Origin of the sequence: Flavobacterium sp. ABG, from assembly GCF_001027725.1 — a bacterium.
Classification (GTDB): domain Bacteria; phylum Bacteroidota; class Bacteroidia; order Flavobacteriales; family Flavobacteriaceae; genus Flavobacterium; species Flavobacterium cupriresistens.
The window spans coordinates 71,416-97,113 of record NZ_LEKS01000005.1 but is presented as its reverse complement, the minus strand read 5'-3'; the positions used below and the strand labels follow the sequence as shown (position 1 = coordinate 97,113).

At 35.0% G+C, this 25,698-nt stretch carries 21 protein-coding genes; 10 read left to right on the top strand and 11 right to left on the bottom strand.

Annotation, left to right across the window (positions count from 1 at the left end):
* Nucleotides 1-2 precede the first annotated feature (2 nt).
* The 10 genes from AB674_RS06990 to AB674_RS06945 all read right to left on the bottom strand — a co-directional run bounded on the left by AB674_RS06990 (nt 3) and on the right by AB674_RS06945 (nt 11,399).
* The gene (locus AB674_RS06990; RefSeq protein ID WP_047775138.1) at nt 3-377 is read right to left on the bottom strand and encodes a DUF4258 domain-containing protein; all 375 of its coding nucleotides are present in this window, start codon (nt 375-377) and stop codon (nt 3-5) included.
* Nucleotides 378-413: 36 nt separating this feature from the next.
* A complete protein-coding gene (locus AB674_RS06985; protein WP_047775136.1) occupies nt 414-1,613 on the bottom strand; it encodes an alanine dehydrogenase in 1,200 nt (399 codons plus the stop codon).
* Between the two features lie 83 nt (nt 1,614-1,696).
* The gene (locus AB674_RS06980; RefSeq protein ID WP_047775134.1) at nt 1,697-2,170 is read right to left on the bottom strand and encodes a GNAT family N-acetyltransferase; all 474 of its coding nucleotides are present in this window, start codon (nt 2,168-2,170) and stop codon (nt 1,697-1,699) included.
* The gene (locus tag AB674_RS06975; protein ID WP_047775132.1) at nt 2,160-2,924 is read right to left on the bottom strand and encodes a DUF4262 domain-containing protein; all 765 of its coding nucleotides are present in this window, start codon (nt 2,922-2,924) and stop codon (nt 2,160-2,162) included. The genes AB674_RS06980 and AB674_RS06975 overlap by 11 nt, the downstream gene beginning before the upstream one ends.
* Nucleotides 2,925-2,933: 9 nt before the next feature.
* A complete protein-coding gene (gene tsaE, locus AB674_RS06970) occupies nt 2,934-3,341 on the bottom strand; it encodes a tRNA (adenosine(37)-N6)-threonylcarbamoyltransferase complex ATPase subunit type 1 TsaE (RefSeq protein ID WP_047775130.1) in 408 nt (135 codons plus the stop codon).
* Between the two features lie 127 nt (nt 3,342-3,468).
* Nucleotides 3,469-5,022 carry a bifunctional response regulator/alkaline phosphatase family protein gene (locus AB674_RS06965; protein ID WP_047775128.1) on the bottom strand — a complete coding sequence of 518 codons (1,554 nt, stop codon included), beginning with the start codon at nt 5,020-5,022 and terminating at the stop codon, nt 3,469-3,471.
* Nucleotides 5,023-5,187: 165 nt separating this feature from the next.
* On the bottom strand, nt 5,188-6,588 hold the full coding sequence (locus AB674_RS06960; protein ID WP_047775126.1) for an efflux transporter outer membrane subunit: 1,401 nt from the start codon (nt 6,586-6,588) through the stop codon (nt 5,188-5,190).
* Nucleotides 6,578-9,754, bottom strand: a complete 3,177-nt coding sequence (locus AB674_RS06955; RefSeq protein ID WP_047775124.1) for an efflux RND transporter permease subunit — start codon at nt 9,752-9,754, stop codon at nt 6,578-6,580. The genes AB674_RS06960 and AB674_RS06955 overlap by 11 nt, the downstream gene beginning before the upstream one ends.
* Nucleotides 9,755-9,762: 8 nt before the next feature.
* Entirely contained in the window at nt 9,763-10,881 is a 1,119-nt protein-coding gene (locus AB674_RS06950; RefSeq protein WP_047775121.1) for an efflux RND transporter periplasmic adaptor subunit, read from the bottom strand.
* Nucleotides 10,882-10,901: 20 nt separating this feature from the next.
* Nucleotides 10,902-11,399 carry a GbsR/MarR family transcriptional regulator gene (locus AB674_RS06945; protein ID WP_047775120.1) on the bottom strand — a complete coding sequence of 166 codons (498 nt, stop codon included), beginning with the start codon at nt 11,397-11,399 and terminating at the stop codon, nt 10,902-10,904.
* A gap of 238 nt (nt 11,400-11,637) precedes the next feature.
* Between AB674_RS06945 and AB674_RS06940 the strand changes: the two genes are divergently transcribed.
* From AB674_RS06940 to AB674_RS06895, 10 genes are all read left to right on the top strand, one after another.
* Entirely contained in the window at nt 11,638-12,867 is a 1,230-nt protein-coding gene (locus tag AB674_RS06940) for an HD domain-containing protein (RefSeq protein WP_047775118.1), read from the top strand.
* 39 nt (nt 12,868-12,906) lie between these two features.
* Nucleotides 12,907-13,950, top strand: coding sequence for a UDP-3-O-(3-hydroxymyristoyl)glucosamine N-acyltransferase (lpxD, locus tag AB674_RS06935; RefSeq protein WP_047775116.1), 1,044 nt, complete (start codon nt 12,907-12,909; stop codon nt 13,948-13,950).
* The gene (locus tag AB674_RS06930; RefSeq protein WP_047775377.1) at nt 13,943-15,331 is read left to right on the top strand and encodes a bifunctional UDP-3-O-[3-hydroxymyristoyl] N-acetylglucosamine deacetylase/3-hydroxyacyl-ACP dehydratase; all 1,389 of its coding nucleotides are present in this window, start codon (nt 13,943-13,945) and stop codon (nt 15,329-15,331) included. Before lpxD ends, AB674_RS06930 begins: the two co-directional genes overlap by 8 nt.
* Nucleotides 15,332-15,405: 74 nt before the next feature.
* The gene (lpxA, locus tag AB674_RS06925; RefSeq protein WP_047775114.1) at nt 15,406-16,191 is read left to right on the top strand and encodes an acyl-ACP--UDP-N-acetylglucosamine O-acyltransferase; all 786 of its coding nucleotides are present in this window, start codon (nt 15,406-15,408) and stop codon (nt 16,189-16,191) included.
* A gap of 190 nt (nt 16,192-16,381) precedes the next feature.
* Nucleotides 16,382-16,948 (top strand): elongation factor P, encoded by a 567-nt coding sequence (gene efp, locus AB674_RS06920; RefSeq protein WP_047775112.1) that lies wholly within the window; start codon nt 16,382-16,384, stop codon nt 16,946-16,948.
* A 109-nt stretch (nt 16,949-17,057) separates the two neighbouring features.
* Complete coding sequence (locus AB674_RS06915; protein ID WP_047775111.1) at nt 17,058-17,987, top strand: UDP-3-O-(3-hydroxymyristoyl)glucosamine N-acyltransferase; 930 nt, start codon at nt 17,058-17,060, stop codon at nt 17,985-17,987.
* A 1-nt stretch (nt 17,988) separates the two neighbouring features.
* Entirely contained in the window at nt 17,989-18,351 is a 363-nt protein-coding gene (locus AB674_RS06910) for a hypothetical protein (protein ID WP_047775109.1), read from the top strand.
* Nucleotides 18,352-18,436: 85 nt separating this feature from the next.
* Complete coding sequence (gene sucD / locus AB674_RS06905) at nt 18,437-19,309, top strand: succinate--CoA ligase subunit alpha (protein WP_047775108.1); 873 nt, start codon at nt 18,437-18,439, stop codon at nt 19,307-19,309.
* Between the two features lie 135 nt (nt 19,310-19,444).
* Complete coding sequence (locus AB674_RS06900) at nt 19,445-19,873, top strand: hypothetical protein (protein WP_047775106.1); 429 nt, start codon at nt 19,445-19,447, stop codon at nt 19,871-19,873.
* 100 nt (nt 19,874-19,973) lie between these two features.
* Nucleotides 19,974-22,496 carry a leucine-rich repeat domain-containing protein gene (locus AB674_RS06895; protein ID WP_047775105.1) on the top strand — a complete coding sequence of 841 codons (2,523 nt, stop codon included), beginning with the start codon at nt 19,974-19,976 and terminating at the stop codon, nt 22,494-22,496.
* 54 nt (nt 22,497-22,550) lie between these two features.
* On the opposite strand, the gene AB674_RS22530 is transcribed toward AB674_RS06895, so the two are convergent.
* Nucleotides 22,551-25,679 carry a T9SS type B sorting domain-containing protein gene (locus AB674_RS22530; protein ID WP_053004214.1) on the bottom strand — a complete coding sequence of 1,043 codons (3,129 nt, stop codon included), beginning with the start codon at nt 25,677-25,679 and terminating at the stop codon, nt 22,551-22,553.
* Nucleotides 25,680-25,698: the final 19 nt, after the last annotated feature.

Below are 25,698 nucleotides of genomic sequence, written 5' to 3'. Positions count from 1 at the left end.
AACTATTTTTTTGTAATTTCTTCTAAGATTACTTTGTTCTCGTAGTTGATTACTTTTAAGACAATTTCTTGGTTTTTTGCTGTTTTACCTTCAATAACATATAGTTTTCCTTTTTTGAAAGGTACATTACTCTGATCGAAATCAACGTCTCCAAATGTCAATGTGTTTTTTACATCAGCAGTATCAACCCATTTTTCATTTAAAGTCTGAATTGCTTTTTCGGAATATTGAAATGGTTTTGTACGTAAACTGTTCAAAACTCTGGCGTTTGGAAAATAGTTGCATCTGGTATCTTTTCCACTAAAAACAAGGGCTACAAAAAAGCATCCCATAATCAGACCAATCAAATAATAAGCAAAACGATGTACAAACTTCATGAAATATTTTTTTTGCAAAGGTACACTAAAGTTCCCTTAAAATACAAGTAAATTAATATCGTTATCCGGTAAATCAAACCACTCGCCAATTGCTTTGTTAGTTAGGATTCCGTGATACAAATAAACTCCGTTTTTTAGTCCTTTATTGCATCGTATAGAGCTTTCCAAACCACCCTCTTCGGCTATCTGAAGCAGGTAAGGAGTTAGCATATTACTTATTGAAAGTGAGGCTGTTTTGGAATATCTTGAAGGAATATTAGGCACGCAATAATGCAAAACATTACTCTTAATAAAAGTTGGTTTTTCGTGTGTTGTGACTTCAGAACTTTCAAAACAACCGCCTGTATCAATGCTAACATCAACAATTACGGCTCCTTTTTTCATATGTTCCATCATGGTTTCTGTCACTACAATCGGGCAACGTTCTTTACCCCGCATCGCACCAATCGCTACATCACAACGTCTTAACGCTTTTAATAAGGCTTTTTGTTGAATGGTAGACGTAAAGATTCGCTGGTTTAAATTGTTCTGCAAGCGACGTAATTTGGTAATTGAATTGTCAAAAACTTTTACATTTGCTCCCAGACCAATAGCTGTTTTGGCAGCAAATTCGCCAACAGTTCCGGCTCCTAAAATAACAACTTCGGTAGGAGGGACGCCGGTAATATTTCCGAATAAAAGCCCTTTTCCGAATTCGTCGGTAATCATTAATTCTGCGGCAATAAGTATAGAAGCAGTTCCCGCAATTTCGCTTAATGATTTTACGGCCGGATAAGAACCGTCTTCGTCTTTAATATATTCAAACGCAAGTGCGGTTATCTTTTTTAAGGATAAAGCTTCAAAATAAGCTTTCTTTTTTGTTTTAAGCTGAATGGCAGAAATGATAATCGTTTCGGGATTGATCATTTCGATTTCGGCTAAAGTTGGTGGTTCTACTTTAAGAAGCATCGGACAGCCGAAAACCCTTTTCGTATCTTTTGTTACTTCAGCACCCGCATCTGCATATTCTTTATCGGAGTAACTGGAGCTTTCTCCCGCACCCGATTCAATCATCACGCGGTGCCCTTCATACGTCAATGAATTTACCGCATCCGGCGTTAAACAAATACGACGTTCCTGATAACTTGTTTCTTTTGGAATCCCAATAAAAAGCTCTCTTTTAAATCGGCCAATTTCAAGTTTTTCTTCTTGTGGCAACAATTGTTGTTTCGTAAATGGAGTTAAGGTAATTGACATGGGTTGTGCGAAAAATTAAGAGTACAAATTACGTAAAAAGTTTTAAAATCAATGCAAATATTCTGCTAATACTGCATTAATAATCAGGTCAGTATTTTTTCCATTTTTATATCGGCTCTTTCGTACACTCCGTCTTCTAATGTAATTTCGGTAAAACCAAATTTTTCATAGAGATGAATTGCCGGAAGTAAAATTCTATTGGAGTATAAAAACAGCTTTTTAATGTGATTTTCTTTGGCTACAGCCATACAATGCACCAGCATTTTGTTTCCAATTCCCAAACCTTGCGCTCGCTCTGAAATGGCCATTTTTCCTAATTCAAATGTGGTTGTATCTGTTTTAATCAGCGAATAGGTTCCAACAACCTCATCATTGTATTTCGCATAAAAAATCATTCCGCCTTTATCAATAATATAGCGCTGTGGGTCCGAAAGCACTATTTCGTCTTTTTCTTCGACTTTGAAATACTTTTCCAGCCATTCCAAATTTAAGGTTTTGATCGCCTCTTTTAAGTCAGAGGAATAGGGAGTTATTTGTACTGTATTACTACTCATCATCTGGTTCAAATTTATTTCTAATCCATTTATCACCAATAAATCGTCTTTCAGCTTCTTCCCCGTATTCAAGATCAAAAACTTGATTCAAAGTATTGTCTTTTGTGATTAATTGTTCTAACGCAACAATTACACTATCTTCTATTGAAACTTCATCGTCAGTAAAAAAAAGCCAATCTCCATCATGATCATGGACAACTCTAACAACTGACTTTCCTTCGAGCCATTGTTTCGTTGTGAAAGTAGCTAAATTTTTAGGCTCTATAAATTTAAAATTATTATTTCTATCAAGCAAAGGTTGTTTATGACGAAATTCTTCTTCAAAATTTTCCTCCCAAGGAAATTTATCATTTCGATCTGTCCAAACCAACTGAAAAGCTGGAAAATCTTCTTTTTCATAGAAATTGATGGCACTACCAAAATAATCAGATATATTATCAGGGTGAACTTTTAAAAATTCAGCTCTGGCATTTTCAAAAATATCCGGGTAGTTTTTTCCTTCAATTATAGATTCATTTTCTTTAATTATTTCAGCAACATTATTGATTAAAGTTTGAAGAAGAGAATTGGATAATCCAAAACAAATTATTTCAGGATGTCTGTATTTCTGCCAAAATCCTATACTATAGGCAAATGATGGCAAATAATCAGTTGCTTCTATAATTATAACTTGAAGACCATATTTTTCAATATTATTTTTTGCATTCTCAATCAATTGATCAGAATCTATACAATTATGTTTTTTTTCTGAAGTCATTCACAATTACTATTTTAATTTCAATTCTCTCTTTCCGTCCGCCAACAATGTAATGGTCACAACAGAATGTTCTTCAGGAATCAAACTGGCAATCTTTTCAGACCATTCGATAAAACACCAATTACCAGAGTACAGATAATCGTCAACCCCCATATCCAGGGCTTCTGTTTCTTTGTTTAAACGATAAAAGTCAAAATGGTATACAATTTTATTATCCACTGTATCATATTCGTTAACTAAAGAAAAAGTTGGGCTACTGGTCGCGTCTTCAACTCCCAAAGTCTTGCACAGTTGTTTTATTAAAGTTGTTTTTCCAACACCCATTTCTCCATTAAAAAGGATAATTTTCTTTGGATTTTGAGCTAAAATCTGCTCTGCTACTTCCTTAAGTTGTTCTACTGAAAAAACGATATTCATTCTTTGTTTTACTTTTAATTATAATCTATTTTTTAGTCTCAGTCCCAGTTTTTAGTCCCAGCTTTCAGTCGCAGTTTTCAGTCGCAGTTAAGATTCGTGACTGAAAACTGAGTCTGCAAACTCTTTTTTATTTCGGGTTAAATATCAAGAACGGAATAATCATTTCTTCTAATGAAATTCCCCCGTGTTGATAGGTGTTTTTGTAATAACTCACGTAATGATTGTAATTGTTTACATACGCCAAAAAGTAATCGTTTTTAGCGAAAATAAAAGAACTACTCATGTTTATAGCAGGCAGACCAATTGCTTTTGGTTCTTTTACCACATAAACGTCTTTTTGCTCATAGGTCAAACTACGGCCTGTTTTATAACGCAAATTTAGACTTGTATTTTTATCTCCAACAACTTTTGAAGGGTTTTTTACATTAATTGTTCCGTGATCTGTTGTTAAAACCAATTTAAAGCCTAAAAGTTGGGCTTGCTGAATGATTTCTAACAGGGGAGAATTTCTAAACCAGCTCAGTGTTAAGGAACGATAAGCCTTATCATCAGATGCCAATTCTTTTACGACTTCCATTTCTGTTTTAGCGTGTGAAAGCATGTCAACAAAGTTATAGACAACCGTTACCAGATCATTTCCTTTTAAAGCTTTAAAGTTTTCGGCCAATTTTTTACCACCTGCATAATTGGTAATTTTAAAATAGTCTTGTTTGATGTCCAATCCTAAACGCTTTAATTGTGCGGTAAGAAACTCGGCTTCGTAAAGGTTTTTTCCGCCGTCTTCAACGTCATTTTTCCAGTATTGCGGAAATTGTTTTTCCATTTCTATAGGCAATAATCCTGAGAAAATGGCATTTCTGGCGTATTGAGTAGCGGTAGGAAGGATAGAGAAGTACGGAACTTCTTTTTCCAGTTTATAGTAATTAGAAACTACTGTTTCAAAAGATTTCCATTGATCGTAACGCAAATTATCAATCACAACAAACAGTATTGGTTTGTCTTTCTTTTTAATTTCGGGTACTACTAATTCTTTGAATAAGTTATGCGACTGAATTGGTTTATCGGCTTTTGGCGCAAACCAATCTTCGTAGTTGCGCTCGATATATTTACCAAATTGTGAATTGGCTTCGACTTTTTGAGATTCCAATATCTCGATCATCGCCTGATCGTTGATGTTTTCCAGTTCCAACTCCCAAAATATCAGTTTTTTATACAGCTCCACCCAATCCTCAAAGGAGTTGACCATTGCCAGTTCCATTGAGATTTTTCTAAATTCCTTTTGGTAGTCTAAAGTTGTTTTTTCGGAGATTAATCTCGAATGATCCAGATTTTTCTTTAAACTCAATAAAATCTGATTTGGATTTACGGGTTTTATCAAATAATCGGCGATTTTAGAACCAATGGCTTCTTCCATTATATATTCTTCCTCGCTTTTGGTAATCATAATCATCGGAATGGCTGATTTTTTCTCTTTCATTTCCGAAAGGGTCTCCAAACCACTCATTCCGGGCATATTTTCATCCAAAAAAACAATATCAAAATTATCTTCTTCAAAGAGGGTAATAGCGTCTAAACCATTATTACAAGTTGTTACTGCGTAATTTTTTTTCTCTAGAAATAATATGTGTGGCTTTAAAAGGTCGATTTCATCATCAACCCAAAGTATTTTTATTTTATCCATAATTGTTTTGTCTGTTCAAAAGTATTAAAATCTATTGGCAATTTACTTCTTTTTGAAACGGCTATTTATTAATATTATGATAATTTTTACTATAAAAAAACAAAAAACCATCGAATAAAAAATACTCGATGGTTTTTACTTTATAACTAATACTTCCGGACGGGTTTACTGCCAACCACCTCCAAGTGCTTTGTACAATTGGATTACCGCATTATACTTAGCGTATTTATTTTCGATTAATGTCAATTGCGCATTCAAAGCATCATCTTTAGCCGTTAATACTTCCAAGTAATTGACCAAACCATATTTCAACAATTCATCAGAATAATCAGTCGCTACTTTTAAAGCTTCCACTTGCTTTTCGCGAACGGATATTTTGTAAATCTCATTATTGTATTGTGCCAAAGCATCTGAAACTTCTCTACCGGCAGTTAACAAAGATTGTTCAAATTGCAAATAAGCTTTTTCCTGATTGGCTTTTGCAATTTCGTATTTGGTTCTAATCTCACGTTTATTAAAAATAGGTTGTGTTAAACCGGTTACGATGTTAGCAAAAATAGAATTGGCACTAAACCATTCTTTTAAATCAATACTTTGAAGTCCGCCTGTTGCTGTAATTTTAAACGTTGGGTAAAAATTACTTTTCGCCACATTCGTTTGTTCAAAATACGACATGAAATTGTATTCTGCTGCAATTACATCGGGTCTGTTGCGCAATAATGTCGCCGGAACACCTAATGTAATTTCAGGAACCTCTTTTTGAGCTCCAAAACTGCTTCTTTCAATTTTACCTGAGGGCTGTCCTAAAAGAATACTCATTTTGTTTTCGAAAAGAATACCTGCCACTTTTAAATCTGCAATAATAATTTGGGTAGCGTATTTTTGAGATTCGGTTTGCTTGACACCAACTTCTGTAACATTTCCGGCATCTTTTAAGGCTTGAATTGCCACAATGCTTTCGTCTCTGTTTATCAAGGTCTCTTCTGCAACTCTAATCTGTTCGTCGATCGAAATCAATTGAAAATAAGTAGAGCAAATGTCAGCGATTAACTGTGTTCTAACGGCTTGAGTCGCTGCTGTTGTTTGCAAATAAATCGCATTTGTTGCACGTGCATTACTTCTTATTTTTCCCCAGATATCAGCTTCCCAGCTTAAAGTTCCGGTCAATTGATATTGATCGGTACTTCTGTCACGAAGCAAAGCTCCAAACTGACTGTTTTTTGATAATTGTTGATGGGTCCAATCTGTTCCGGCAGACAGGCTAGGGAAGTAGCCGGACTTACCTTGTTTCATAGAAGCTTCTGCTGCTGCGATATTTTGCATGGCAATACGGATATCCAGATTGGTATCCAGTCCTTTTTTAATATAACCTTGCAAAATTGGATCTGTAAAAATGTTGTTCCAGGATATATTGGCCAACGAGACGCTGTCCTTTGCCGCAACTTCGGTTCGGTATAGATTCTCGGTTTTTACATCCGGTCTTTTGTATTCCTTTGCAACGAAGCAGGATTGCATAACAGTTGCCGAGACGACAACTGTTACTATTTTATATACATTATTTTTCATATTCTTCGTCTAAAAGTGTCGTTTCAGATTCATTATTTACTACTGGTTTTCCTGAGATTCGCTCTTGCAAACTTTGGAAAACAATGAACAATATCGGAATTACAAATACACCGAATATCGTTCCGATTAACATTCCTCCAACTGCTCCCATACCAATAGAACGGTTCCCTACAGCACCAACACCGGAAGCCAGCGCTAATGGTAATAAACCAAATATAAAGGCAAGAGAAGTCATTAGAATCGGACGCAAACGTGCTTTTGCACCTTCAATAGCAGCTTGTGCCAGATCCATTCCCTGTCGTCGCCTTTGTATGGCAAACTCCACGATCAGAATGGCATTTTTCGCTAAGAGTCCTATAAGCATGATCAGGGCTACCTGGAAATAGATGTTGTTTTCTAATCCCGCCAGTTTTACAAAACCAATCGCTCCGGCAATTCCGACAGGCAATGAAAGAATTACAGACAAAGGCACTAAATAACTCTCATATTGTGCACTTAACAAAAAGTATACAAATATTAAACTCAATAAGAACACACCAGCCGCCTGACTTCCTGCAAGGATTTCCTCACGGGTCATTCCTGAAAATTCATAACTGTAGGTCTTTGGCAAATGCTGCGCGGCAACTTCCTGAATCGCTTTAATCGCGTCTCCTGAACTGTAACCCGGTTTGGCTTTACCATTTACGTTTACTGCTTTTAACATGTTGAAACGTGCAACCGCCTCAGGTCCGTAAATTCTCTTGAAATCAACAAACTGGCTTATGGCAACCTGCTGTCCGGAATTATTCTTCACATATACGGAATTGATCGATTCCAGATTGGCTCTGTCTGAAGGTTTTGCCTGAATCATAACACGGTATTGTTTTCCGAATTTATTGAAATCAGTCGTATAAAGTCCTCCATAATACCCTTGCATCGTATTAAAAATATCACTGACAGAAACTCCTGCGTTTTTGGCTCTTTCTACATTAATATCCATTTGATATTGAGGGAAAGTAGGGTTGAAGTTCGTGATTGCGTATTGAATTTCAGGTCTTTTCATTAATTCACCCAAAAATTCATTACTCACTTTACTTACTGTTGCCCAATCATCGTCTCCTTTGTCCTGAATTTTAAGCTCAAAACCATCCGCAGATCCAAATCCCTGTACACTCGGTGGTGTAAAAAATAAGGCTCTGGCGTCTTTAAAGTGAGCTGTTTTTGCAAACAATTGCCCCACAATGGCATCCACAGACTGATTGGCTTCTGTTCGGTATTTCCAGTCTTTTAATTTAATAACCATAAAGGCATAAGAACCTCCGTTTACGCTATTCAATAAACTGAAACCTACCACACTCATTCTCGATTCAACGATATCCATTGAAGAAACAATAGAATCTAATTCATTAACGGCTAATTGCGTTTTCTCCAGTGTTGTTCCCGGAGGCAACGTTAAATCGGCCATAATAATCCCCCTATCTTCATTCGGAATAAACCCGGAAGGTGTACTTTGGAATAAAAAGATCGTAATCGCAGAGAAAACCGCCAGTCCAGTAATGGCAATCCATTTTCTTTTGGCCAAAAAACCAAGAGATTTCACGTAGCGGTCATTCATCCTGTCGAAACTGGTGTTGAATGCAATGAAGAAACGGTCTTTAAAATTTTTGTTTTCATGCCCGTGTTCAGAATCTGCATGCGGCTTTAAGAACAAAGCACATAATGCCGGACTTAGCGTTAATGCATTTACAGCAGAAATTAAGATCGCTATCGCTAAAGTAATCGCAAATTGCTGATAAAATACTCCTGAAGGCCCGCTCAAGAACGACACCGGAATAAATACGGCAGCCATTACCAACGTAATAGAAACAATTGCTCCTGTGATTTCGCTCATGGCAGAAATAGTAGCTTCTTTTCCGGATTTAGCTCCTTCGTCCAGCTTGGCATGGACGGCCTCGACGACGACAATTGCATCATCGACGACAATACCAATAGCCAGAATCATGGCAAATAAAGTCAGCATGTTGATCGAAAAACCAAATACCTGCAGGAAGAAAAACGTACCAATAATCGCTACCGGAACGGCTATCGCCGGAATTAAAGTAGATCTAAAATCCTGAAGAAATAAAAACACTACTATAAATACCAATATAAAAGCTTCTACTAAAGTGTGAATTACTTTTTCAATAGAGGCATCCAGGAATGTTTTTGTATTAAATGGAATTACATAATCAACCCCTTTTGGAAAATCGGGTTTGGTCTCGTCAAGAATTTTGGTAACCTCTGTAATAATGTCTTGCGCATTAGAACCGGAAGTTTGAAATACACCAACAGCAACACCTTGTTTACCCATGGCAATATTTTTTGTTCCATAATTGAAACCACCCAATTCAACCGTTGCGACATCTTTTAAATGAAGGAAATTCCCGTTTCCGGTTGATTTGATCACGATGTTTTCATAATCCTTAATTTCAGAAAGACGGCCTTTGTATTTGATTACATATTCGTAAACACCTTCTGCATTTTCTCCAAATTTACCTGGTGCTGCTTCTACGTTTTGTTCTTGTAACGCTGCCTGAATATCTTTAGGAGAAACACTGTAAGAAGCCATTTTCTCCGGATCAATCCAGATTCTCATGGAGTAATCTTTGGCACCAAAAACATTTACTTGTCCAACTCCTTTTACACGTTGTAATTTAGGTACAAGGTTGATTTTAGCATAATTCTGAATATAGGTTTCGTCAAAATCATTATTATTAGAGTACAAGGCAAAAAACATCAAGGCACTAGTCTGACTCTTAAGTGTTGTTACTCCAGTCTGTACAACGGCCTGTGGCAATTTACTTGTGGCACGGGAAACTCTGTTTTGAACGTTTACCGCGGCAATATCCGGGTTAATTCCAAGTTCAAAATAAACAGATATTTTGGCGGAACCGTCATTTGCTGCAGACGAAGTCATATAAGTCATTCCTTCCACACCGTTGATTTCTTCCTCTAAAGGAATCACAACACTGTTAAGTACGGTTTCTGCATTGGCTCCGGTATAGGTAGCACTAACCTGTACGGTTGGAGGGGCTATTTCGGGATATTGCTCGATCGGTAAAGTCATCAATCCTAAAATACCTAAAATGGTAATTAAGATCGAAATTACCGTCGAGAGAACTGGTCTTTCTATAAAAGTTTTTAACATCTTTACTATTATTTTTTAGCGGAAGAATTTGTATTTGCTGTAGTTACAGCCTCATCTTTGGCTTGTTGTGGTGTAATTTCTGCATCGTCTTTTAATTTTGACGCTCCTTCGATTACAACAATTTCACCCTCTTTAAGCCCTGAAGAAACAATATAGTTTAACTCTGTCGTCCCATTGGTCTCAATGATTCTCGACTTTACTTTATTGCCTTTCTCCACCACGTAAATAGTCTGTTTTCCCTGAACCTCGAAAACGGCATTTTGAGGAACCAGAATTACATCTTTTTCTTCAATCGGTAAACGAATAATACCGGTGCTTCCACTTCTTAAAATCCCTTCAGGATTAGCAAATTCAGCTCTAAATTGTGTCGTTCCGGTTTGTGCATTCACCAGACCGTTCATCGTTGCAATTCTTCCTTTTTGATCGTATTCTGAGTTGTCAACCAAAATCAAGGAAACCAAAGGAGCTGCTTTTAATTTTTCGGCAGTTGTCGCTCCTTTAAATGTTTTATTAAAGAACAACAATTGCTTTTCATTCATAGAGAAATAAGCACGAACAATTTTAGTGTCAGATACCGTTGTCAGTGGCATTTCATTAGTAGCACTAACCAAACTTCCTTCTCTGAAAGGCAATCCGCCAATAACACCGTTTACCGGAGAGTAAATTGTTGCATAGCCAATATTGGCCACAATGCTTCCGTATGTGCTTTTCGCCTGAGCCAATTTCGCTTTTGCGGTCTCCAATTGCACCACACTAATGATTTTGCGATCCACCAAAGGTTTCAGTCGGTCTACTTCAACCTGGGCAGCCTGAACAGCGGCTTTTGCTGCAGAAGCATCCTCATTTAACGTTTGTGTTTCTAGTTTAAAAAGCAATTGTCCTTTTTTTACAACCTGACCTTCATCAACATATATTTTTTGAATAAATCCGTTTACTTTTGGACGTATTTCCACATTCTGTTGCCCTTCAAGATTGGCAGTATAGTCTTGATATACCGTCGCATTCTGAATTGTAACAGTTTTAACCGGAAAAGGAGCAGGGCCTTGAGGCGGTGCTTGTTCTTCCTTTTTTTTGCAGGATGCAAAAACTAGCATAATGGCTAACAGAGAAAATGAAATATGCTTCATACTTATTTAATTTGAATTAATTATTTATGGGGATTTGACGGATTTTCTATTTCTGTAAATTCAGATATAGTTTCTTTTATCAGTTCTTCTACTTTTATTACGTGCGCTTTATAAGCTCTGGTATTGTCCAGATTTATTAGCTCTTCCGGACTTGACATCGTTTTTTCGCGATAGGAGAGCATCTTATCAATGATTTTTCTTTCGTAAGCAATAATCTTGAGATAACTGTTTAATCGTTCGCTAAACGGAGAAGACTTGTAGTACTTTTTCCGGTCTCCCGGTATCGTAAAGTAGTTTATCTTTTCCATTTTTAGAAGCAAGTTCAGGTTCGTGGAAACAGAGCTTTTACTGGCACCGGTTTTCTCTACCAATTGTTCAAATGTCAAGCCCTCTTTTATACCGTCAACGATTAGCAATCCAAGGATTCTGGAACCTAATGGTGACATGTGATAAAATGATTCGAAGTAAACTCCGAAAGATTCTATGAGATCTTCTCTCTCTTTTTGAATCGATTTCATCTTTTTTTTGAGCAAAGATAGATTTTGGTTCGTTATTTACAGAACCAACCGAACTTAAATTTGTGTTAAATTTAGGTTACCTAAAAAATGCGTTAAATGAGGCCTTAAAAGACTTCGCAGTCCTCCGGATAAAAACACTTTTGTTGCAGTACTAAAATTGTTTTATTTTTTGAATGCAAACAAAAACCGAATAAGTAGTAATTTAGTTATATTTGTTGTCTTATAAAAAAACCAAATTGTGACTTCAATTAACAAGTTAAAAATATTCAATGATCCCATTTATGGCTTCATTTCAATTCCGAATGAGCTCATATACGACTTAATTCAGCATCCCTATTTTCAGCGTTTGCGACGTATTTCGCAAATGGGACTCTCGTATTTGGTTTATCCCGGTGCCAATCACACCCGTTTTCATCATGCTTTGGGCTGTATGCATTTGATGCAAAAGGCGGTAGAAACACTTCGTTTTAAAGGAGTAGTGGTCTCGTCTGAAGAAGAGAATGCCTTGTATATCGCAATTTTATTACACGATATCGGTCATGGTCCGTTTTCGCATGCTATGGAAAAAAGCATAGTCGAAGATGTCAATCACGAAGCCATTTCATTGCTGTTTATGAATCAGTTAAACGAGGAATTTGACGGAAGATTGAGTTTGGCAATTCAGGTTTTTAAAGGAGAGTACCACAGAAAATTCATGTTGCAATTGATCTCAAGTCAATTAGATATGGACCGTATGGACTATTTAAAACGCGACAGTTTTTACACCGGAGTTGCAGAAGGAAATGTCAATTCGGAGCGATTGATTCAAATGATGAATGTGGTGGATGGTGTTTTGGTAATTGAAGAAAAGGGAATTTACTCTGTTGAAAAATTCCTCCTTTCAAGACGTTTGATGTATTGGCAGGCTTATTTACATAAAACGAGTCTGGTAGCGGAATTAATTCTAATGAAAGTTTTAAAGAGAGCCAAAGAATTGGTACTAAAAGGACAATCATTGCCTTGCAGTGAACCCCTTTTGTATTTTATGAAAAACAAAATTACACTCGAAAATTTCGATGCTGAAAAGTTAGATTTATTTTCTCAACTGGACGATTTTGATATTATAAGTGCTTTAAAAGCCTGGCAGAAACACGACGATTTTATATTGTCTACTTTAAGCAAAATGATAATTAACAGAGATTTATTAAAGATAAAACTCAGTGCAGATAAAATTCCGATGGAAGAATCTCAGTCTTTAAAAGAAGAATTTGCGCAAGAACATAATGTTTCCTTATTAGAAGCTGGTTATTTTATTTTCAGAGGGAAAATAAAAAATCAGGCTTACAGCAAAGAAGCAGAGCCTATACGAATTTTGAAAAAAGATAAAACAATTGAAGATGTTGTCGAAGCTTCTGATCAGTTGAATTTGAAGTCGTTATCTAAATTGGTAACAAAATATTACATCTGTTTTCCAAAACAACTTATCTAAAATTAACATTTAAAATCTATTTTTTATATTTTTGTCGCGATGAAATTTACAGCAGAACAAATAGCAGGAATTTTAGATGGAGAAGTTGTTGGGAATCCCCTTGCAGAAGTTTCTCACTTATCTAAAATCGAAGAAGGTGAGGAAGGGTCGCTGACTTTTTTAGCTAATCCAAAGTATATCAATTACATATACACAACAAAAGCAACGGTAACCATTGTTAACGATAGTTTTACACCCGAAGCAGAAATTACGACAACTTTAATAAAAGTAGAAGATGCCTATGCCTCTTTTTCCAAACTATTGCAGTTTTACAATCAGGTAAAATTGAATAAAAACGGAATTGAAGCAAACTCTTTTATCTCTGAAGGCACTAAATATGGCGAAAATCTATACTTAGGCAGCTTTAGTTATATAGGACAGAATGTGGTCTTAGGAGACAACGTAAAAATTTACCCAAACAGTTTTATTGGAGATAATGTTGTTATTGGCGATAATGTCTATATTTTTGCCGGCGCTAAAATATACTCTGAAACTATAATTGGGAATAATTGTACGATACACTCCGGTACTATTATCGGGGCTGATGGTTTCGGTTTCGTTCCAGATGAAGAAGGAGTATTCAGTAAAGTACCGCAAATCGGGAATGTGATTCTGGAGGACAATGTAGATATTGGCGCCAACACTACAATTGACAGAGCTACACTTGGTTCTACAATTATTAGAAAAGGAGTTAAATTAGACAATCAGATTCAAATCGCTCACAATGTAGAAATTGGTAAAAATACCGTAATTGCAGCGCAAACAGGTGTTGCCGGTTCTACTAAAATTGGCGAAAATTGTATGATTGGTGGGCAAGTTGGTATAGCAGGCCACTTAACTATTGGAAATAATGTGAGAGTTCAGGCACAATCCGGCGTTGCCAGGAATATTAAGGACGACGAAGTTTTACAAGGAAGTCCAACCTTTAGTTTAAGTGATTTTAGTAAATCGTATGTTCATTTTAAGAACTTACCTAAAATCGTAGCCGAACTGGAAGAATTAAAAAAACAAATAATAAACCCAAAAAATGGAAATAATGGTTAAACAGAAGACCATCAAAAATGAAATTTCACTAACAGGAGTTGGATTACACACTGGTAAAGAAGTTACAATGACTTTTAAACCAGCTCCAATTAATAATGGTTTCACTTTTGTAAGAGTAGATTTGCAAGGTCAACCAGTCATTGAGGCTGATGCTAATTATGTTGTTAATACACAAAGAGGCACAAATCTTGAAAAATTAGGAGTTAAAATTCAAACTCCGGAACATGTTTTAGCTGCTTTAGTTGGATGTGATTTGGATAATGTTATTATAGAATTAGATGCTTCAGAACTGCCTATTATGGATGGTTCTTCAAAATATTTTGTTGAAGCAATAGAAAATGCAGGAATCGAAGAACAAGACGCTAAACGTAATGTTTATGTAGTAAAAGAAGTTATTTCATTTACTGATGAAGCTACAGGAAGCGAAATCTTGGTTATGCCAAGCGACGATTATCAAGTTACTGCAATGGTAGATTTTGGGACTAAAGTATTAGGTACTCAAAATGCAACTATGAAAAGTATCGCTGATTTTAAAGACGAAATTTCAAATTCAAGAACCTTTAGTTTCTTGCACGAATTAGAATCTTTATTAGAAAACGGATTAATTAAAGGTGGTGATTTAAACAACGCTATTGTATATGTAGATAAAGAAATTTCTGATGCTACAATGGAAAATTTAAAGAAAGCCTTTGGTAAAGATAAAATTTCAGTAAAACCGAATGGTGTTTTAGATAATCTCACTTTACACTATCCTAATGAAGCTGCACGTCACAAATTATTAGATGTAGTAGGTGATTTAGCTTTAATCGGTGTTAGAATTCAAGGGAAAATTATCGCGAACAAACCTGGTCACTATGTGAACACTCAGTTTGCTAAGAAAATTGGGAAAATCATTAAAATTGAACAAAGAAATCACGTTCCTGTTTATGATTTGAACAAAGAGCCTTTGATGGACATTCACAAAATCATGGCCATGTTGCCTCACAGACCTCCATTTTTGTTGATCGACAGAATCATCGAAATGTCTGATCGTCATGTGGTAGGTTTGAAAAATGTGACGATGAACGAAAACTTTTTCGTTGGACATTTTCCTGAAGCACCGGTAATGCCGGGAGTTCTAATTGTTGAAGCAATGGCACAAACAGGAGGAATTTTGGTTTTAAGTACTGTTCCGGATCCGGAAAACTACTTGACTTATTTCATGAAAATTGATAACGTTAAGTTCAAACACAAAGTACTGCCGGGAGATACCTTAATTTTCAAGTGCGAATTGATTTCTCCTATCAGAAGAGGAATTTGTCATATGCAGGCAAACGCATACGCAAACGGAAAATTAGTTACTGAGGCAGAATTAATGGCGCAAATTGTAAAAAAACAATAATAGTTTAATCAAAATTATTGTTTAGGTTTGTTGCCCAAATCAGACTATTTTAATTTAAAATATAAAACAGACAGATGAATCAACCATTAGCTTATGTTCATCCTGGCGCTAAAATCGCTAAAAACGTTGTAATTGAACCCTTTACAACAATCCACAATAATGTTATTATTGGTGACGGTACATGGATCGGTTCAAATGTGACCATTATGGAAGGCGCTCGTATCGGAAAAAATTGTAATATTTTTCCCGGAGCTGTAATTTCTGCTGTGCCACAAGATTTAAAATTTGGCGGAGAAGATTCTTTGGCTATCATTGGTGACAATTGTACGATCAGAGAATGTGTAACCATCAACAGAGGAACTGTTGCTTCAGGGCAAACGACTTTAGGAGACAATTGTTTGGTTATGGCTTACGCACATATTGCTCACGATTGCGAAATTGGTAATAACGCTATTATTGTAAACGGAGTTGCCTTGGCAGGTCACGTTGTAGTGGGTAACCACGCTGTAATTGGAGGTTTAGCAGCTATTCATCAATTTATCCATATTGGAGATCACGCTATGATTTCCGGTGGTTCTTTGGTTAGAAAAGATGTACCACCTTATACAAAAGCAGCAAAAGAACCGTTATCATACGTGGGAATCAATTCGGTTGGTTTAAGAAGAAGAGGTTTTAGCACCGATAAAATCAGAGAAATTCAAGAAATTTACAGAATTTTATACCAAAAAAATTACAATACAACACAGGCTTTAAGCATTATTGAAGCCGAAATGGAAGCCACTCCTGAGAGAGATGAAATTCTTGATTTTATCAGAAATTCATCAAGAGGAATTATGAAAGGTTATTCAGGCAATTACTAATTTAAGAATTTAGATTTTAGAGTGTAGAATTTTAGATAATGAAAATCTACACTCTAAAATCCAAAAAGACAGATTGATTCTTTTCAGAGAATCTAAAATCTGAACTCTTAAATCTAAAATATAAAAAAGGGAGATTGGTTCTTTTTATAAGAATCTAAAATCTACATTCTTAAATCTAAAATATAAAAAAATGGCATCTACATCAGATATTAGAAACGGATTGTGTATTAAATTCAATCACGATATTTATAAAATTGTTGAATTTCTTCACGTAAAACCTGGAAAAGGTCCTGCTTTCGTAAGAACAAAATTGAGAAGTTTAACTACAGGAAGAGTATTAGACAATACCTTTTCTGCAGGACATAAAATTGATGATGTGCGTGTTGAGACGCATAATTACCAATTTTTATATGCTGAAGGAGATGAATTTCATTTTATGAATACAGAATCTTTCGAGCAAATTTCTTTGAATAAAAACATTCTGGATGCTCCGGGATTATTAAAAGAAGGAACAAGTGTAATGGTTCAGGTAAATACTGAAACAGATTTACCTTTATCAGTAGACATGCCATCTTCTGTAATTCTTGAAGTTACTTATGCTGAGCCGGGAGTTAAAGGAAATACAGCTACTAATGCAACTAAATCTGCTACTGTAGAAACTGGTGCGAATGTAAATGTTCCTTTGTTCATCAACGAAGGAGATAAAATTAAAATTGATACCGCTTCAGGTTCTTATATGGAGCGTGTAAAAGAGTAGTATATTAATTAGATAATGGGATAATGTGTCAATGAGATAATTAAATTTATTATCTTCTAACCAGCACATTATCCCATTATCCAATTGGCAAATTATCTAATTAAAAAATATGAAATTTCCAAAAGTTCACTCTTTACAAGAAATTGCAAATTTGCTTGAGTGCGAATTTATAGGCGACCAAAACTTCCCCGTTTTAGGCATGAATGAAATACATGTTGTTGAACCAGGAGATATTGTTTTCGTTGACCACCCAAAATATTACGATAAAGCTTTACAATCGGCGGCTACAATTGTTTTAATCAACAAAAAAGTAGATTGCCCGGAAGGAAAAGCACTTTTGATCTCTGATGATCCTTTTAGAGATTTTAATACCCTGACCAAACACTTTAAACCTTTTCAATTTGCAAACGTAGCGGTTTCCGCTTCTGCTACCATTGGAGAAGGAACGCATATTCAACCTAATAGTTTTGTTGGGAATCATGTAAAAATTGGAAAGAATTGTTTGATTCATTCTAATGTTTCTATTTATGATCATACCGTTATTGGTGATAATGTAATTATCCATGCCGGAACGATTCTAGGTGCTGACGCTTTTTATTACAAAAAACGTCCGGATGGTTTCGATCAGTTGATTTCAGGAGGTAGAGTTGTTATTGAAGACAATGTTGGTATCGGTGCACTTTGTACAATTGACAAAGGAGTTACAGGAGATACTACAATCGGGGAGGGGACTAAAATTGACAATCAGGTGCATGTTGGACACGATTCTGTAATTGGCAAAAAATGTCTGATCGCTTCACAAACCGGTATTGCCGGCTGTGTTGTTATTGAAGACGAAGTAACAATCTGGGGACAAGTAGGCACCACTAGTGGTATCACGATCGGAACTAAGGCTGTTATTATGGGACAAACAGGTGTTACAAAATCGGTTGAAGGAGGGAAATCTTATTTCGGAACTCCAATCGAAGAATCAAGAGAAAAGTTGAAGCAATTGGCCAATATCAAAAAGATTCCCGAAATTCTAAATAAATTGAAGTAATATGTCTATAAAAGAATTTGTTCAAAAATTTTATAAGTCCGATGCCTTGATTGATAGCGAAATCATGAAAATCTATCTGCATCCGGAAGTCTTGTTAGATTGGAATAGCAGTAAAGGGCTAATTTTGATGAATTATGATTCTTTACTAGGAATGGCCAATGAATTAAGTCGTGCTTATGTGCGGTCTAAAGTCCGAATAAGCCATATTATTGCCGAAGATGATTTAGTATCAATACGTTATTCTCATTACGTTAAAACGATTGAAAACCCAAGAGAGGAGATGTTGTTGGCTCATTTTTCTACCATTTGGCAGATTAAAGACGACAAATTATATCGAGGATTCCAAATGAGTCAATTTTCTTAATATTTTTTGATGACAAAAAGGGTAAAATACATTACAAAACCTTATTTTTGCATCACAATTTTAAAAACTACATAAAATATATATCATGAGTGTTTTAGTTAATAAAGATTCCAAAATAATTGTTCAAGGATTTACAGGTAGCGAAGGAACTTTCCACGCTTCTCAAATGATTGAGTACGGTACTAATGTTGTTGGTGGTGTTACTCCTGGAAAAGGTGGAACTAGCCATTTAGATCGTCCGGTTTTTAATACCGTAAAAGACGCTGTAGAGCAAGCTGGAGCTGATACATCTATCATTTTTGTTCCGCCGGCTTTTGCTGCTGATGCAATTATGGAAGCTGCTGATGCTGGAATTAAAGTAATTATTGCTATTACTGAAGGAATTCCTGTTGCAGATATGATTAAAGCAAATAATTATGTTAAAGAAAGAAATTCCAGATTAATCGGACCAAACTGTCCAGGTGTTATTACTCCGGGAGAAGCTAAAGTTGGTATTATGCCAGGTTTCGTTTTCAAAAAAGGAACTGTTGGTATCGTATCTAAATCAGGAACTTTAACTTACGAAGCTGCTGATCAGGTTGTAAAACAAGGTTTAGGAATTACTACAGCTATCGGAATTGGTGGAGATCCAATTATCGGAACTACAACTAAAGAAGCTGTTGAATTATTAATGAACGATCCTGAAACTGAAATTATCATCATGATTGGTGAAATTGGAGGTCAATTAGAAGCAGATGCTGCTAAATGGGTAAGAGCTGATGGTAACCGTAAACCAGTTGTTGGTTTTATCGCTGGAGAAACTGCTCCTGCTGGTAGAACAATGGGTCACGCAGGTGCTATTGTCGGTGGTTCTGATGATACAGCTGCTGCTAAAAAACAAATTATGAGAGACAACGGAATTCACGTTGTTGATTCACCAGCTGAAATTGGTAAAAAAGTAAAAGAAATACTTGGATAATCTCCAAATATTCAAAATAACAAATTCCAAAAAAGTCTCAATTCGTGTTGAGACTTTTTTACATTTTTAAAAAGAGGATAAATTAAAGCTTAGCAGCTTAGTTTCTCAGAAACTTAGACGCTTAAAAAGAGAGATATGAACAAAGAATTAGAAAAGTTTAAAGTAAGCAATAGCTTTACTTTTACTGTAGAAGATAGCCTAGAACAAGCTTGTAACGCACCGGAATCAGGAGCAGGAGTTTTTGTTGTTTACGCTGTTGAAGGAGATGCAAAAGAGTTAATTATGGTTGGTTCTACCGGAACTATTCAGAATGACGGAACTCTAAAAAGCAAAAACGGCGGTTTATACGACAAAATCGTAAACGGACACCAATTTGCAAAAACAGGAAGAAAATATTCTTGGCCTGCACAAATGAAATTAGAAAACATCACTGCTCTGGAAGTGGTTTGGTATGAAACTTTTACTGCAGAAGTAAAAGGAATTCCAACAACTGTAGAAGGACAGGTTTTACAAAATTTCTTAGATGCAAATGGAAAATTACCTAGATGGAATGTAGCTTTCTAAGGCATTCTATTCTAAAATTATAACATAGCCTTACTAAAAATTTAGTAAGGCTTTTTTTTGCTTTTAATACACTTACTTCCCAAAATAAATTTCTTTATTTATGCCAAAAAAATACTTTTTATTATTGTGCCTTTTTTCATTTATTACTAATGCTCAAATTATAAATTTCCCAAACGATCAACTCAAGGCCACATTACTTAAGGGTGACACATATTCTCCATATTCAATAGCAAAAAATCTTGAAGGCCATTTTTTTAAAATTGACTCAAATAATGATTACGAAATAGATATTAACGAGGCTTCACATGTATCTTACTTAAATTTATCAAGCTATCATTTTAGTAATTTAGATGGACTCGAAAATTTCACAAATCTAAAAGAGTTAAATTGCTCTAATAATATATTAACCTCATTGAACTTAAGCCACTTTCCAAATTTGGAAATACTAGACTGTAATACAAATCGTCTAACTTCATTGAATTTAAGTACGCAAGCTCATATTACTGAAATAATTTGTCACCATAACTACTTAACATCTATCGTAGTAAAAGATCAAAACCCTATCTCTAAATTAATTTGTTATAGTAACGAATTCTCTACCTTAAACTTAGATAATTTTCTAAAAATAAAAGAGTTGAATTGCTCAGGAAACCGTTTAACTTCTTTAGACCTAAATAATCTAAAAGAGTTGGTCACCTTAGATTTAGGCTATAACAAAATTGCATCTATAGAATTAGATAATTTAAGTAATCTCAGAACTTTAATACTTGAATCTAATTTATTCACCAATATTTACTTTCCAAATAATCCTAAACTAACATCACTATATTTTAGTTATAATCAAGTAAAAAATGTTAATATAAAGAACTTGACTGAATTAGAATATTTGTATTGTGGAAACAATTCCATTTCGAATCTTGATTTAGAAAACAACAAATTATTGTCAAGTTTATCATTTGAAGTCAATAAACTTACTTCTATTGATCTAAGTAATCAAAATCTATTAATTCATTTAAACTGCTCCTCAAATACTCTAGCAAGTTTAGATTTGAGTAATCAAAAAAGTTTGCTTTCATTAGACTGTAGCTATAATAAAATTACATTTCTGAATTTAAAAAACGGAAGCACTGAATTTTTTAACGCCACTGGTAATGCATTAAAATTTTTATGTATAGATGAAGAAGATGAGTATACTGCTGGAAACTATTTAACTAGTAGTCATATATATAATTGCAGTTTAAATTCCTATTGTTCGTTTACTCCTAGCGGTGCTTTTTATACCATTCAAGGGAACCAAATACTTGACACTAATACTAATGGATGCGATGAATTAGATCGAGATTTTCCAAATTTAAATTTTAGCATCACAAATCAAACAATCAAAAAAAACTTTATCTCTGATAATTCCGGAAACTTTACTGTTCCTGTAGGGGAGGGGACCTATAGCATCACTCCACTTTTAGAAAATCCCAATTATTTTACTATTATTCCAGAATCTGTTACGGTAACTTTTCCAAACGAAACCAGCCCCTCCATTCAAAATTTTTGTATCACGCCAAAAGGTGAACATCAAGATATTGAAGTTACTATATTATCAGTACTTCCTGCGAGACCGGGCTTTGATGCCACTTATAAAATAATATACAAGAACAAAGCGAATAAAACTGTCTCCGGTACTGTAACGTTGGATTTTAACGATACTGTTTTAGATTATATTTCTTCTATTCCGACCATTACAAATCAATCTTTTAATAAATTACTTTGGGATTATACAGATCTTAAACCATTAGAAACAAAAGAAATAGAAGTAACCTTAAATGTAAATTCTCCCATGGAAACGCCAGCAGTAAACATCAACGACCGTTTGAGTTTTAATGCTTTGATCACTCCGGTAAAGCACGATGAGTTACCGGTTGATAATTCTTTTGCCTTACGTCAAATTGTCGTGGGATCATACGATCCTAATGATAAAACTTGTCTGGAAGGAGATGTAATTACACCGGAATTAATTGGAGAATATGTGCATTATTTAATACGATTTGAAAATACAGGAACTTATCCTGCCGAAAATGTTGTAGTGCGAGACTGGATTGATTTATCAAAATTTGATATTTCAACCTTAACATTAACAAAGGCTAGCCATCCTTATGTAACGAAAATTTCAAATGGAAGCAAAGTGGAATTCATTTTTGAGAAAATCAACCTTCCTTTTGACGACGCCCACAATGATGGTTACATTGCTTTTAAAATTAAAACTTTACCAACACTTACCGTAGGAGATTCTTTTAGCAACGAGGCTAATATTTATTTTGATTATAATTTTCCGATTTTAACAAATAAAGCAACTTCAACCTTCAAAACTTTAGGAGTTCAAGACTTTCAATTTTCAAAATACTTTAGCATATATCCAAATCCTGCTGTTGACTTTTTAAATATCTCATCGAAAGAAAGCACTACTATTCTATCGATGAAAGTTTACGATATTTTAGGTCAGTTGGTTATTGCAATCCCAAATGCACAATCAACATCTAAAGTAGATGTTTCTAAGTTAGGGACTGGAAATTATTTTTTAAAAATAAAATCAGACAAAGGTACTTCTGGTGTGAAATTTATTAAAAAATAGAATCAAAAAAACAGCCTGAGTTAAACTTACTCAGGCTATTTTTAATTTCATAAGTCATCTTTTTAAAGAAAAATGAGATCTGAATTCTTTTTCAACTTGATTTTCCATAAATATTACTTTAAACCAATAATCTGTTGAAGGTAAAGGAATGCCATTATAAGTACCATTCCAACCAGATTCGTTTGCACTCATCTCTTTTATGAGCTTCCCAAATCGATCAAAAACATACACCCTTGCGTTCTGTATATTTTCAAATCCTATAATATTCCACGTATCGTTATGCCCATCACCATTTGGAGTAAAAAATCTCTTATAACCAACGATTACGATCTCTTTAGTTATGTTGGTACAACCTTTAGTATCGACAATATGAAGAGTATGAGTTCCAGGACTAACATCTGTAAACACATTAGAATTTTGATACCCTTTATTATCTAATCGATATTCATATTCGCCTGAATTATTGACATTGGACATTTTAACAGTTATTGTGGAATTTTCAGAGAATAATTCAGATTGTATTATTTCTATTGTACCCGAATCTGTTTTTGTATCTGTAACTATAGCTTCTGCCAAATCAGATACACAAAGAGTTTTTTTATTGATTGCAATCACAGCGTAACTTCCAGCTCTCGTCACTTCTAAAGAATTGTTTTGATGATCATTAATCTTATTTCCATCCAAGAACCATTCAAAATCATATAACTGATTGCTTAATGTGGTATCTAAAATATGAGATTGAATTAGATTATTTGTCCCTTTCTCAATACAAATTTGCCCATCTTTTAATTTTGGCTGTGGTTTTAAATCAACTTCAATAGTAAGTTTCGCAGTGCTTGAACACTGCCCGGAATTTGGAGTAAAAGTATATACTGTTGTTACTAAATTATTTAATATTGGCGACCAAGCGCCATTTATCCCATTGTTTGATTGTGAGGGAAGCAAAATCATAGGATCACCTTCACATATCGCAGCAACAGGATTAAAAACAGGGATTATTTTTGAATTTACTGTAATTGCAAGCTTTGCTGTAGTCGCACATTCTCCTGAATCGGGAGTAAAAGTATATACTGTAGATGTTACATTGTTTAATACTGGCGACCAGGTTCCATTTATTCCGTTGTTTGATCGCAATGGCAATTCAGCTATAATTTCACCTTCACATACTGAAGGAATAGCATTAAACAAGGGCGCTATTTTTGAGTTGACTACAATTGTTAGCTTTGTTGCACTTGCACACTCCCCAATATTTGGAGTAAAAGTATATTCTGTAGTTACTAAATTATTTAATACCGGCGACCAGGTTCCGTTTACTCCGTTGTTGGATCGCAAGGGTAGCTTAGCTATAATTTCCCCCTCACATACTGCTGAAACGGGGTTAAATACAGGTATTGCTTTTGAGTTTACTATAATTATAAGCTTTACTATATTTGCACATTCTCCAACATTGGGAGTAAAAGTATACTCTGTAGTTCTTAAACTATTTAATACTGGCGACCAGGTTCCGTTTATCCCATCTTTTGATTGTAGTGGGAGAGGAATTATTATTTCACCTTCACAAATTGGCGCAATGGTACTAAATACCGGAACTATTTTTGCATTTACAGTTATCGATCCTGTGGTAGTTGCATCTAAACCACAACCTCCTGAAGTAGAGATTGTGTAATTGAATGTTCCGGAAGAAGTAGGAGTTCCGCTTATGGTTAATACATTTCCAACCAAACTAGTTATTACTCCGGGAGGCAAACTTCCTGAAGTTATTAATGCATTTGTTGCACCTCCACCAATAGTATAAGCAACATCCGAAATAGGTTCCTCATAACATAAAGCTTGCGATGAAATTCCTTGGGTTAATACCAAGGTCGGATTTGTCAAACAAATATCAAGCTTACAGGAAATGGAGCTTGGACTAAAACATTCTCTCGGGGTCCCACTTGGAGTAACAGTAATTTTGACCGTTTCGCCATTGGGGACATTTTGCACCGTATAAGTAAATACCTTTCCCAGAAATCCAACATCTACAAGAGAATTGTTTCCGATTTTATAGGCAACTGAAAACCCCGCATCTCCTAAAGCATGCCAATCAAAAGTTATAGAGTTCGCAGTTTTTCTACCGCAGTAAAGATCAGGCTCTAACAAAGTTCCAAACTCAATTTTTATGTCATCAGACACGGGACAACCAATTCCCATAGGTGTCGTTTTTACAGAATAAACTCCAGACTTATTAACTGTAATACTGGGACCATTTTGAGAGGAAATTACACTGCCATCAAGTTTCCACTCATGCAATACCGAAGAATCCAACCCTGTATTTAAAGTATATTCTGTTGAAGAACAAATTTTCAGATCTTCTCCTAAGTCGATTCCGTCTGAACTAAAACTAGCCCCTTCTATAAATACTGCCGAATCATAGTTATTGTCGCCAACATTACCAATAATTAATTTAATATGATAGGTTTCTCCACATTGTACAGGAGACAGAGCCTTTAATACGGTCGTGAATCCATCATATTGTATAGAGTCTCCGTTTTTGTTATCTGTGTAATACTGACAAAATTCACATGGACCCTTATTACCGTTTCCATTATTCAAATTGTTAATCGAGACTGGTATTGTTGAATTTGGAATCAAAGCAATATTTTTCGCATTTCGGGAAAAAGCACCATTTATTCCCGGACCACTTATGAAGAAGGCAAAATTATCATTATAAATATCATTAACATATTCAGGGTATTCTTCTGAGGCAAAAACAAAATTAAAACTCAATCTATTTCCAACAGGGACAAAATCAAATTCCAGAACAGCAACATTTTTTATGATTTGATTATTAGTCAATACAGATAAATCACCATCACCTTCAAAAGGATTTGAGGTTGGCAAAGTTGCCAAATCCCTGTCGTTCGGTCCTTTGGCAATTACAGCATTTCCAGTACTTAGAACAATACCTTTGTTTAGGCCAATACTAGTTGTTATACCACTATCAAATTTTGCTATTTGATCGCTTATCGTATTTGAATTTATTACAGATCCATTGAACTTTATATTTGAGATATTTATACCTTGACCCAGTAATACATTTTCAGCAAGCTGCTGCGGCGTGAATGTGGTGTTATCAATAAGTAATTGTGCTTTGGTAATACTCGGAGTCAGCATTAACAATAGGATAAATAATATTTTTTTCATTTAAATTTTAAAGGAATCA